Genomic DNA, 12,525 nt, shown 5'->3' on the forward strand with positions numbered 1-12,525 from the left:
AACAAAAAAGGCAGCCTGGTTTCCCATACTGCCTCTCTTATACTTTATACTTTTATACTTAAGCCAGCTTCTCGAAGATGCTCTTAAAGCTAACGGCTTTGTTTATATAATTGTGCAATTCGCTGATTGGCATACGCACCTGCTCACGGCTATCGCGGTCACGAACAGTAACGGTGTTATCCTCCAGTGTCTGGTGATCCACAGCGATACAGAATGGTGTTCCGATGAGATCCTGGCGGGTATAACGCTTGCCGATGCTGTCGCGCTCTTCATAGATCATGTTGAAATCATACTTCAACGAGTCGAATATCTCGGTGGCTTTCTCTGGCAGGCCGTCTTTCTTCGTTAGCGGAAGTATAGCTGCCTTAACCGGAGCCAATGCCGGATGGAACTTCAGGAACGTACGCGACTTGGTGCTGTCACCTTCAACGATCTCCTCTTCAGTATAAGCATTGCAAAGCGTCATCAGGAACAGGCGGTCTGCACCAGCTGATGTCTCGATAACATAAGGTACGTAGTTACCATATGGTTTGCCATCTTCGTTCAGGTCGTTGTCGAAGTACTGCATTTTCTTGCGGCTCAGCTCCTGGTGCTGCGTCAGGTCAAAGTCGGTGCGTGAGTGTATACCCTCTACTTCTTTGAAACCGAACGGGAAACGGTACTCGATATCGACAGCGGCATTTGCATAGTGAGCCAGCTTGTCGTGGTCGTGGTAACGCAGACTTTCTGCTGGTATACCTATAGCTTCATGCCATTTCTTACGAGTTTCTTTCCATTGGTTATACCACTCCATTTCGGTGCCAGGGCGAACAAAGAATTGCATTTCCATCTGCTCAAACTCACGCATCCTAAAGATAAACTGACGCGCCACAATCTCGTTACGGAAAGCTTTACCGATCTGTGCGATACCGAAAGGCACCTTCATACGGCCTGTTTTCTGCACATTCAGGAAATTCACAAATATACCCTGTGCTGTTTCAGGGCGCAGGTAAATTGTCTGAGACTCTTCGGCCACAGAACCAACCTGCGTAGAGAACATCAGGTTAAATTGCCTTACATCTGTCCAGTTAGCTGTACCTGAGATGGGGCACTTAATTCCTTCGCTGATGATCAGTTCACGTACGCCATCGAGGTTTTCGTCTTCCAGTAACTTACCCATTTCGGCAAGTAAGGCACCTGCTTCTTCTACTTTGCCTTCGTTCTCATATTGTGCAGCTTTATCTTCTATCAGCACATCAGCACGGTAGCGCTTTTTCGAATCCTTGTTATCGATCATCGGATCGTTAAAGCTGTCTACGTGGCCGGATGCCTTCCAAACCAATGGGTGCATAAAGATGGCAGCATCCAAACCAACTACATTCTGGTTCAGCTGCGTCATGCATTTCCACCATAGGTTCTTGATGTTGTTCTTTAGTTCTACACCCATTTGGCCATAATCGTAAACAGCCTGCAGGCCATCGTAGATATCGCTGGATGAGAATACAAAACCATACTCCTTTGCGTGAGAGATAATATCTTTTAACTGTGCGTTTTCCACAGTAGCTTTTTCTTGTGTCGCCATGGTGCAAAGATAGCTTTTTAGAGTTTTATAATGCCAGTAAGTGTTTAGAGATTTTGTGCAGAGGCTTTTATACTTTTTTACTTACATGCTAGTTACCTTACTTTCTAGTTTTAGAGCTTATGTAACTATAAATTAATTGTGTTAACAATTTCTTAACATTAGGTTTAAGTACGTTCGCAGTAATTTGAGGTAACTTGCACAGTTTTTATAAAATAACAAATTTTTACCCCGATGCCTAAAACCAAGAAAGGGAAAAAACCTATCGTTTCCGTTCAACCTTACAAGTTCAGAAAGCGCTATAGTACGGTTGATATCTACATTCAGAAAGAGAAGAAATTCCTTTACTTTATTGCTTTCTCGCTTATTCTGGCTGGTATTGTTTATCCATATGCCTCTATTGCCATGTGGGTAGGCTTTGCTTTTGCAGGCTATTCTGCCATTGCGAACGATAGTATTCAGACAATCGGTACGTTCATCGTTTCTAATGAAGACAAGAAATGGTATTGGCAGTGGCTGTTTATGGGCACCATTTTCCTTGGTACTGTTTTTTATAGCTGGTACGCCTTCGACGGTGATGTTACCTACCAGCGCTTAGCTTCTAAAGGTTTCGATCAAACCCCTGACAATTTTGTGTACCTGCAGTTGGCGGCTCCTATAGTACTGCTGTTACTAACTCGCTTTAGAATTCCGGTATCTACTACTTTCATGCTTTTGAGTGTGTTTACCGTTAGCTCTGGTGCCATCATTAGCATGGTTAGCAAAAGTTTAATGGGTTATGTAGCTGCTTTTGTTTCGGCATTCATCATATACATAATTCTTTCAAAGGTTATAAAGAAGTTCATCAAAGGTAAAGCACATTCTTTCTGGATTTGGGCTCAGTGGATCATTAGTGGTTTCTTATGGCACACCTGGCTTGCTCAGGACCTTGCAAACGTAGCCGTATATCTTCCCCGCCAGTTAAATATAACTGAGTTTGCTGCCTTTGCTCTTTTCATCTTCCTCGGATTAGGCTTCATGTTTTTTAGGCGCGGAGAGAAAATCCAGCATATCATTAACGAGAAATCTGAAGTTCGCGACGTTAGAAGCGCCACCATTATCGATTTGGTGTATGCAGTTATACTTTACTACTTTAAAGAGGTAAATAATATCCCGATGAGTACTACTTGGGTGTTTATAGGCCTACTAGCAGGCCGTGAGTTAGGTATGCGCCTGCGTGCTCATGACAGCTCAGTTAAGTTTGCCAAGACTTTCGGATTGATTGGTAAGGATATATTTTCTGTAACAATTGGTTTGATTATATCGGTTATACTTGCCGTTGCCATCAACCCTGTTATTCAGGAAGAGCTGATAAACTTCTTCTTCGAGTAAGATTTTGATACCATAATATTTTAAGATGAAGGCCCGGCATTGCTGGGCCTTTCATTTTAAAATATGTTTATACTTTTGCTACAAAAGCGGCTTCCATTTATGTTTTGGCTGTTCTTGTTTACTTTTTCCACTTACATTTTTGAGTCATTGTAACGCACATATTCTATAAAGAAACAGCCCCAACTTTTTTAAAAGCTGGGGCTGTTTCTTTATATTCTTGTTTATACTTTTACTTCTCTGGCCACATCACTTCCAGGTTATCATTAATGAAAACCCCAAAGTTTACCGCTATCAGTTGATCTTCGTCAAAGTATAAGTCGATCATTTCTTTCTCAAATGAGATACGGGTTTCTCCGCTTTCTGCCTCTTCCTCCTCCATACCTGTGATGTTGTTGTCGGCAAATAGTCGGACAACTTGCTCTTTGCTCATCTCGAAAATACGCTCACCCCAAAGTTGTACTTCACGGTTTGCGGTTTCAATGCAGCTTAGTTTGTAATCATCCTCTTTGTCGAAATATAACGAGTAACCGTCTTCCCAGTAGTTCCAGGCTTCGTGCTCGAATTCGTCGTCTTCTTCAGACTCTTCGATTTCTTCCGGCTCGCCTATCAACTCCTCTACTTCTTCCATTGTCAGGCCAAACTTGATCTTACCAAGTCCTTTACCTAACCTGATGTCTTTGTTGATCATTTTTAACAGAAATTATTTTTTGCAAAGATACGTTTTTAACTTATTCTATGGTTATAATTTAATCTACAGTTGTTGCATTACTTACTGTATTTGGCCTTAAACTTCTCCATAAGTTGCTGATAGGTTTTGTTGTGTTTTGCCAATTGCCACTTTTCCTTAAATATCTCAGCTGATTTTGCCTTTACCGGATCGGGATCCTGTGGTAACTGCTCTCTGCCGTGAGCGCCGCTTTGGCCCTTCTTATCATCCGGTACAGGTCCATCGTACTTTTTCCCGCTTTTATGGTTTGCGTAACGCCTGGCTCTTGTATAGCCCATTTGCAGGTATTTACGAGCCATGTCTGCACCTATAAAGTCTTCCTGCTCCAGGTAATCCATGAACAACTCAAATATTTTTTCAGATGATTCTTTGGCTATCTCTGGAGTTTTAAAGCGCCAGTGCGGTAGTATCTCTGATTTATATGGCTCTACTAACAGCACTCCCTGCTCACCTTTACCCACTCTGTACAACTCCGGATGTTTTCTAAAATCTGTTTTACTGAAGTCCTGGTTATAGTTAAACGCTTTTCCCATTCGTCTCTTCGTAAGCCATATTTGCTTGTTTTACTGGCACAGTTTGATATACTGAATACTGCTCTGGGTAAATAACAATAAAGCTATTGTTTTTATAATCTCTTGAAAGCACGCGAGGTACATAATCCAGGTTGCTATTGTACGACACCGTTTTTTTCCTTGCTGAGATTACCACCACCATGTCATCATTTTTCAGGTCAGACCTCATACTTTCTATCTCATCTACATTCGTGTACTGCTGGTAAGCTGCATCTACAGTAGGTTTACTGCTGTTAATCGCCTGTTTTATCTTGTTTAAGGTCCTTCTACGGGCTCTAAATACAATGGGTGCCCCTAATTGTGTCGACAACAATTTAATCGCTCTCATCCACCTTAAAAAGCCTCTTTCCAATTCTGCATTTGTTGGTACAATTACGATTAACCTTCCTGTGGTATTTAAAGGTTGGATCAGCTTACATACCAATATCATCTCATCAGTATTCTCCAGCAGGTTATCCAGTACTGAACCAAATATTCTATCGCGTGCAGTAATTTTGGCGTTCCAGCCCAGCACCACTTCGGTAATCATCAATTCTTTTATAGCCCTTAATATACCACTCGGCACACTTACATCAATTTTAGATACCAGCTGAACATCGTTATCTGTCGCAGAGGCATGTGTTATTGCTTCCTGCAGCATTTTGTTTTTCTTGAAGATTTCTTCTTCAGCATGCTCGTTATCTATGACTACTGCCAAAGGATATATGGGTGCTTTGTGCATTGGGTTCTTAAGCATCACTGCCAGATCAATTAGCCTCTCAATTGTTTTAGGATTACCAATCGGTACTAATATCTTGTCTGGTTTTTGACTGATGTCTGGTTTTCTTCTGCTTTCGAAAATGGCCAGTTTCTTGCCCACTTTTTCTGTTGATAGTGAGCTTATCATACTTGATGTTAATATCAACACTACTGCACCATTTAAAGCACTTTCTCCAATCAACCCAATCTCGAATCCTGCTAATACCACTGCCAGCGTTGCGGCCGCGTGTGCACTACTCAAACCGAATATCAGGTTCCGTTGCAGTATGGTAAATCCGAATATTTTTTGCGTGAGAAAAGCTGCAGCATACTTTGTTATAGGTGACAGCACTACAATAGTTGCTGCTATAAGCATGGCATTGGTATCTGTAAAGAGCACTTTTAAATCAACTAGCATACCTGTGCTTATGAGGAAGAACGGAATAAAGATGTTGTTACCAACAAATTCTATTCTGTTCATTAGCGGTGATGTATGGGGGATCAGTGGGTTAAGTGCTAAGCCTGCCAAGAATGCGCCTATTATCGCTTCCATTCCAGCTAGCTCTGACAAAAACGCTGCAAAGAAGATTACTGTTAGCACAAATATGTACTGCGCTCCCTTCTCACTTTCTAGCTGCTTAAACATCCATTTTGCAATCTTTGGAAAGCCCCACAAAACTACTGCAACAAAGGCTATCATTTTGATCACCATTAATACCCAAAAACCAATGTTTGTCTCGCCCTGTGTAGAATTTATTATGATAGCCAGCACAAACAGCACAGCTGTATCTGTGATTAATGTACCACCGATAGTTATTGTTACTGCTTCGTTTTTGCTAAGTCCTAACCTGCTGATTATTGGGTAGGCAAGTAATGTATGAGGTGCAAACATACTGGCCAAAAGTATAGCTGGCTTTATATCATAGTTGTGTAGGTATAGGAATACAAGTGTTCCTATGGTTATAGGTATGATAAAGGTAAATGTGCCGAAAACTATACTTCTGATTTTATACCTTTTAAAATCAATCATGTCTATTTCAAGCCCTGCCTGGAACATGATATACAGTAATCCTACTGTACCGAAAAGTACTATACTTGCATCCCTCTCTAATATGTGAAACCCGTTCGGCCCTAATATTACTCCAGCTACTATTAAGCCTACTATACCTGGTATGCTAAATTTCTTCAGGAATATTGGTACAATAAGTATTACCAGAAGGACCAACGTAAATATTAGTACAGGCTCTTCGAACGGGAGCGCCAGATTCATCAAAAGCTTCATGTTTCTCTTGGTGTCGTTTGTGTATGCTTTAAAGATATAGAAATTTTATTTTACACTTTTGTTTCCTCGCTTGTGATATTTACTCTTTTCTGAGTTGCTTTTCCACCTATCCACATCATCTATATCTTAATTATTTTTTATAAGATAAATCTTTAAATAAATCTTCTTTTGTTATTTGGTGTGTTTATAAGTTGATAACTCTACTCATTTTTGAGAAGCCTTTATAACTTGTTTACTCAGTTTATACTTATCACCAGTTCTTCCACATACTCGTTTCACTATTTCTTTTGATCTTCAAAGTTTTAAGTTGTTTTTCCACTATTTTCCATTTTATGTGTATTTCTTTTTAAACACTTTACAGATTCGTGGAAAATAGTTTTTCTTGGTGCAGCTTATGCACCACTTTCCACTTTCTACGCAAATTTTCAGGGTTTATACGAGTATATGATTTTAGGTGTGTAAAGTTGTTCTGTAGTTACCCACGTTTTTCCACAGTTATACCCACACTTTTGTTAAGTTCTCACACCCCTTATTTGATGTGTAATTTTGATTAAGTATTATTCAAGATTACACTTATAGGGACTTCGCAGCTGTCATACATTAGAAGTATTTTCAGCTCATCATAAGTTGGCTTGACCTTAACATTCTTTGAATAGTAGATTACCTTTCTCTCAAGAGATGGCGATTACTCTTATGTGGATTGCCTTAAATAGTATGGCATAGTGTGGCAGCGGCTTTAATGTTTATACATTATGCTGACTTGTATCTCTGTTACAAGTACTGCAGCTGCAATTATTATGTAAGGTTATTGGAGGCTTGCTGTCCTTATTAAATTTATGTTACTCTCGGATTTTGTTAAGCATAAAAAAGGGAAGCTATATGGCTTCCCTTTTTCGTAATGTTCAGGTTTTTTAAAACTCTATCTTTTCTCCTTCTATTGCCCAATTTGCTCTTACATCTAATGTCTTTTCGTATATATATACTTTTTCAGGACTTCGTTTAAATTCAGGATCTCCTCCATCCCATCTACCATTGTTGTTCTCATCAACCAGCACTCTCAATTTGTATGATCCTGGTGTGATGTTCTGGAAATTAAATGATTTATTATTTTTTACTTCTCTTATCACTTTGAAATCTGGAGTAATGAGCTGAATTATAAATGAAGGTTGTTTTGTTGTTACAGTTCCTCTTATACTTCCTTCTCCTTCAGTTTCTGCTATACTTATTGATACTGGTGTAAAACTTATTGGTGCTCCTTCTGTAGGCTTAACTACAGTACTATCTACTAGTATAGATATCCTTTTATTATTGATACCATTAAGTTTAGGCATCCTAAATGTAATTTCTGTTTTAGTTGAATCCAGTTTTACCTCTTCAGGATAGGTGAGTTTTTTTGAAACAATTGTATCAGCTAATATACTTACTGGTTCTTTGCCAACTATTGTAACAGGTGTTTCTAACTCTACAGTAACATCAGATCCTATAGCATTAGATTGGCTTGCTGTATTGTTCATAATTTTTAGTTGAGCCCCTCTAAATCTTTGTGCTCTCTTGCCTTCGAATTTTATCTCGACAGTATCAACCTTACTATTACCTGCAGAATCCACAGCTGTCAATATTGCTTTTCCACCTTTGTAATTACCAGTTTTAAACACATCTACAGTTTTTCCATCTGCGGTTATTTTGTATGGAATTTTAATAGTACCAGCCTCAGCAGGACTCGCTTTAAATGTGCGGATTCCTTCGTTATAGTTTGCAGCAAATCTATCTAAGTAATTTTCTCTGCGTAGCAGTATAGGTTTTTTAGTATCTATTTTTATCAATCCTAATTTAACAGGTTCAGTATCTGCCGTAATGTTAATCGGTTTAGGCAGGTAAGCTATTCTCTCTTCTTCATTGTCGTAAAATGCGTTGTTGTTTTTATCTGCTAATGCATATATCCTGTACTCTCCCTCTTTTATGTTTGTCAGCTCAAAGCTTCCAGCGTCTGATACTGTGGTTTGATAATATGGTTTGTTTTTTCTGATGCTTAATGTGTCTGTTGTAGGATATAGCGCTACAATTACATCTTTCTGTGGCTGCTGGGTTAAAGCGTTTACCACAGTTCCGCTAACTTTACTTGAATCTATGTAGTCGCCTGTACTGAATGATAACCTCAGGTTTTCTACTTGATTTTTTTCAGTGATATCTGTTATACCTTCCCTGAAGCTAAAAGTATAAGTAGTATTCTCAAGAAATGGCTTTTCAAATTCCAGGCTCAGCACATTTTTGTTTGATCTGACTTTATACTTGTTGTCCGTATTTGGTGTAATTAGCAGCTGTGTGTTTAAATTGTTTTGCTGTACTTCTTCATCAAATGTTAATGTTATCGTATTGGTATTAACATTTAGTTGCTGATCTTTTGGATTGCTGCTTTGTAAAGTAGGGGGCGTTTCATCTTTAGGTCCCCCTTCTGGGGCGCTTACACTGGCACAGGATGCTGCCATGGTTGCTGTGGATAAGATCAGGAAAATGTGCGTTAGCTTCATGTATAATGGGTTTCTTTTAAAGTAAAAGAGGCAAACTTTCGCCTGCCCTTCACTTTATCTTCTGTAATTTTTGATTTATTTCTTTCTAGCTACAAAAATAAGACTTGAGTAATCATTGCCGTTCTTTTCAGCGTAGCTGTTGGATTTAAAACCATTCATCACGCTATTAATCATTTTTGTTTTGCCTGCCTTATGTTTCTCACTTAGCATGCTTACATAATATGCGTCGAATTTCATTGGCAGCACCTCTTCCAGAACCATCTTGTGTTTCTTCAGGAAACGCTTCATGGTTGCTTGAGTGAAGTGATAAAGATGTCTGGGTACATCGTACGCTGCCCAGTTCTCTTTGTAAAGTTGAGCATCATGTGAGTCTGCATTTGGAACTGCTATAACTAAAGTTCCCTCTTCTTGTAGCATCTCCACTAATTGCGCCATTGTTTCATTCAAAGTATGAATATGCTCCAGCACATGCCACAAAGTTATAATCTCAAATTTCTCACCTTCCAACTCGTTTAAATCGGAGGCTATTAATTCTTCTGTTTCTTTAGAAGCTATAGCTCGGGCTTTCTCGCTTGGCTCTACTCCTCTTATTTCCCAGCCATCTTTTTTGCAAGCTGATAGGAATATACCAGTGCCGCAACCATAATCTAATATTGTACCTTTTGTGGGAATGTATCTGTTAATAAGTTCTACCTTTTGTTTTGTAGTGATAGACCTTACTACATGATATGCTTTGTTGATAATTCCTGCTTTGGTGTTGCTGTGCGATATGTAATCCTCGGATTCGTAATAGTTACCAATACTATCAGCATCTGGCCTTGGGTTGGTAAACTTGAAAGAGCAATTTTCACATTCCACAATTACAAAGCTTTCCTTTGAAACTGAGTTATCTGTTACAACCAAAAAATTCTTGAATTCTTCTTTGCCACATACCGGGCATTGCTCCAATCTTTCGTAGCTCATTTATTTTCCTAAGTATACCATTAACACAGAAATGTCTGCCGGCGACACACCGCTGATTCTAGACGCTTGGCCAATTGTTTCTGGCTGCACTTTGAATAGCTTTTCTTTTGCCTCTGCCGATAGCGCAGGGATATCACGGTAGTTTATTTTACCCTTGATGTTGTAGTTTTCCAGCTCGCTCATCTTGTTAGCCATTACGTACTCTTTCTCGATGTAGCTTTCATACTTTACTGCAATACCCGCCTGTTCTACACTATCATTTTTAAACTTACTCAGGTACTCTGCAATAGCTGGTATTGCGGCAGCGATATGCTCTATTTCAACGTTTGGCCTTTTGATCAATTGCCCAGCACGTTGCTTTTCTGTTATCGGAGCAGAGCCAAGTTCTTCCAGTTTGCTGTTGATATCTCCTGGCTCAATCGGCTTGTTATTTAAGTATGCGATGATTTCACCTGTTTCTTCTATCTTCTTATCCACAGCTTTCAAACGTGCTTCGTCTGCCAAACCTAATTGGTAACCAAGCTTTGTAAGGCGGATATCTGCATTATCCTGGCGTAGCAGAATACGGTGTTCGGCGCGTGAGGTGAACATACGATACGGCTCATCTGTACCTTTATTTACCAAGTCATCGATTAGTACTCCTATATAAGCCTCAGATCTTTTTAATACGAATGGTTCTTTGCCATGCACTTTATTATGCGCGTTTATTCCGGCCATCAGCCCTTGGCAGGCTGCTTCTTCATATCCTGTTGTTCCGTTGATCTGACCTGCAAAGTATAAGTTGCTAATAAGCTTTGTTTCCAGGGTCAGGTTAAGCTGCGTCGGCGGGAAGAAGTCGTACTCTATTGCATAGCCAGGTCTAAACATCTTGGCATTTTCAAACCCTACTATTTTACGAAGTGCTTTGTACTGTACATCTTCAGGCAGCGAGCTGGAGAATCCGTTAACGTATACTTCTACTGTATTCCATCCTTCCGGCTCTACAAATATCTGGTGGCGGTCACGCTCAGCGAATCGGTTAATCTTATCTTCTATACTTGGGCAGTAGCGCGGGCCTAATCCCTGTATACGTCCCTGGAACATCGGAGATTTTTCAAATCCTGTTTTCAGGATCTCGTGTACCTCTGAGTTAGTATAGGTAATGTAGCAGCTGCGTTGTTTAGCTAATGGCTCTGTATCTGTGTAGGAGAACTTAGATGGATTCTCATCACCAAACTGCTCTTCCATGCGGCTGTAATCCAGGCTACGTCCGTCTACTCGTGGCGGCGTTCCGGTTTTCATACGGCCAGCTTCAAAGCCGAGTTCTATCAGTTGTTCGGTTATTCCTTTGGCAGATTTTTCACCTGCTCGGCCACCTCCCAGTTGCCTCTCTCCAATGTGGATAATGCCATTCAAAAATGTGCCATTCGTTAAAATTACGGCCTTTCCACGTATAGTTATCCCCAGGCTAGTACATACACCAACAGCTCTTCCATCCTCTACTTCTATACCAGAAATCATCTCTTGCCAGAAGTCCACGTTTTCTGTTTGCTCCAGCGTTAAGCGCCAGGCTTCTGCAAATCGCATGCGGTCACTTTGTGCACGTGGGCTCCACATAGCAGGACCCTTCGATTTATTAAGCATTCTGAACTGGATCATGGTTTGGTCGGTGATAATGCCGCTCATACCACCCAAGGCATCTACTTCACGAACTATCTGACCTTTCGCCACGCCACCCATTGCAGGGTTGCATGACATCTGGGCTATTGTGTTCATGTTCATAGTTGCTAACAGTACTTTCGAACCCATCTTTGCTGCCGCAGCGGCTGCTTCGCAACCCGCATGACCGGCACCAACTACTATAACGTCATATTCTGGAAACATGTAATTCTGGATTTAGAGATGTTTCACGTGAAACATCATCTGGGGGTTGGTAATTCCTTTTTTACGATTAAAATTTACGCAAAGATAAGGAAGAATCTTCTTGATTGCGCATAAGCTCCTCTTGCTCTTCGGTTTTATCCTTAAAACCTAGCAAGTGTAGCACGCCGTGGATGATTACGCGGTGTAATTCATTGTCAAAGGTGGTTCCCAAATCTTTTGCGTTGTCCCGAACACGATCAATACTAATAAAAATATCACCTTCAATGATGCCTTCTTCATCGGCATTATCAAAGGTGATAATATCTGTTAGGGTATCGTGGTCGAGATAGGATACGTTCATCTCGTGAAGGTAATCATCGGAGCAGAAAACGTAAGTAAGGCTTACTAACTCCTGGTTATGTTCTTCAATTACGTCGTTGATCCACGCTGCAACCTGATCTGGGTTTTTTAGCTCGAACTCTACGTCCTCGCTAAAAAACTCAATTGGAAGATCCATTCTGTGATGGGGCAATGTTAAAGACTAGCTGTACTTTTTTACCGTTCTCCTCGAAGCTTACTTTATCGCAAAGGTTACGCATTAAGAAGATGCCACGACCACCTGGATTCTCAAGGTTTTCCGGAGCAGTAGGGTCTGGCAAATTTTCGTAATCAAAACCTGGGCCTTCGTCTTCAATCTCGAAAGTAAGTTGGTTGTCCTCTACCTGCAGGGTAAGATAAACGTTTTTGTCCTTATCAAACTTATTTCCGTGGCGGATGGCGTTGTTAACAGATTCTGTAACGGCAACCATAATGTTACCATAAATATCATCTTCAAACTCGAATTCATCTTTAGAGTTGTCTATAAAACTTTCAACTACACGGATGTTTTCGATTAGAGAAGGAATCTGAATTTTAACCTGATTCATATTAATCGTTAAGTGAAA

At 40.2% G+C, this 12,525-nt stretch carries 10 protein-coding genes; 1 reads left to right on the top strand and 9 read right to left on the bottom strand.

Translation table 11 applies throughout. From position 1 onward, the window contains the following. Positions 1–58: 58 nt before the first annotated feature. Complete coding sequence (locus tag WG943_RS11030; protein WP_340408954.1) at positions 59–1,561, bottom strand: glycine--tRNA ligase; 1,503 nt, start codon at positions 1,559–1,561, stop codon at positions 59–61. A 231-nt stretch (positions 1,562–1,792) separates the two neighbouring features. Between WG943_RS11030 and WG943_RS11035 the strand changes: the two genes are divergently transcribed. Further along, a complete protein-coding gene (locus WG943_RS11035) occupies positions 1,793–2,929 on the top strand; it encodes a hypothetical protein (RefSeq protein WP_340408956.1) in 1,137 nt (378 codons plus the stop codon). Between the two features lie 229 nt (positions 2,930–3,158). On the opposite strand, the gene WG943_RS11040 is transcribed toward WG943_RS11035, so the two are convergent. The 8 genes from WG943_RS11040 to WG943_RS11075 form a co-directional block, all read right to left on the bottom strand. Further along, positions 3,159–3,617, bottom strand: coding sequence for a hypothetical protein (locus WG943_RS11040; protein WP_340408958.1), 459 nt, complete (start codon positions 3,615–3,617; stop codon positions 3,159–3,161). A gap of 77 nt (positions 3,618–3,694) precedes the next feature. Continuing rightward, positions 3,695–4,189 (bottom strand): DUF4385 domain-containing protein, encoded by a 495-nt coding sequence (locus WG943_RS11045; protein WP_340408959.1) that lies wholly within the window; start codon positions 4,187–4,189, stop codon positions 3,695–3,697. Continuing rightward, complete coding sequence (locus tag WG943_RS11050) at positions 4,173–6,248, bottom strand: cation:proton antiporter (RefSeq protein WP_340408960.1); 2,076 nt, start codon at positions 6,246–6,248, stop codon at positions 4,173–4,175. The genes WG943_RS11045 and WG943_RS11050 overlap by 17 nt, the downstream gene beginning before the upstream one ends. Positions 6,249–7,159: 911 nt before the next feature. Further along, the gene (locus WG943_RS11055) at positions 7,160–8,776 is read right to left on the bottom strand and encodes an Ig-like domain-containing domain (RefSeq protein ID WP_340408961.1); all 1,617 of its coding nucleotides are present in this window, start codon (positions 8,774–8,776) and stop codon (positions 7,160–7,162) included. Between the two features lie 75 nt (positions 8,777–8,851). Continuing rightward, complete coding sequence (locus WG943_RS11060) at positions 8,852–9,739, bottom strand: class I SAM-dependent methyltransferase (protein ID WP_340408963.1); 888 nt, start codon at positions 9,737–9,739, stop codon at positions 8,852–8,854. Then, positions 9,740–11,602, bottom strand: a complete 1,863-nt coding sequence (gene mnmG / locus WG943_RS11065) for a tRNA uridine-5-carboxymethylaminomethyl(34) synthesis enzyme MnmG (protein WP_340408965.1) — start codon at positions 11,600–11,602, stop codon at positions 9,740–9,742. Positions 11,603–11,669: 67 nt separating this feature from the next. Further along, a complete protein-coding gene (gene ybeY / locus WG943_RS11070) occupies positions 11,670–12,098 on the bottom strand; it encodes an rRNA maturation RNase YbeY (RefSeq protein ID WP_445323631.1) in 429 nt (142 codons plus the stop codon). Then, complete coding sequence (locus WG943_RS11075) at positions 12,082–12,507, bottom strand: ATP-binding protein (protein ID WP_340408969.1); 426 nt, start codon at positions 12,505–12,507, stop codon at positions 12,082–12,084. Before WG943_RS11075 ends, ybeY begins: the two co-directional genes overlap by 17 nt. Positions 12,508–12,525: the final 18 nt, after the last annotated feature.

This window comes from Pontibacter sp. H249, from assembly GCF_037892465.1.
In the GTDB taxonomy this organism is placed as follows: Bacteria; Bacteroidota; Bacteroidia; order Cytophagales; family Hymenobacteraceae; genus Pontibacter.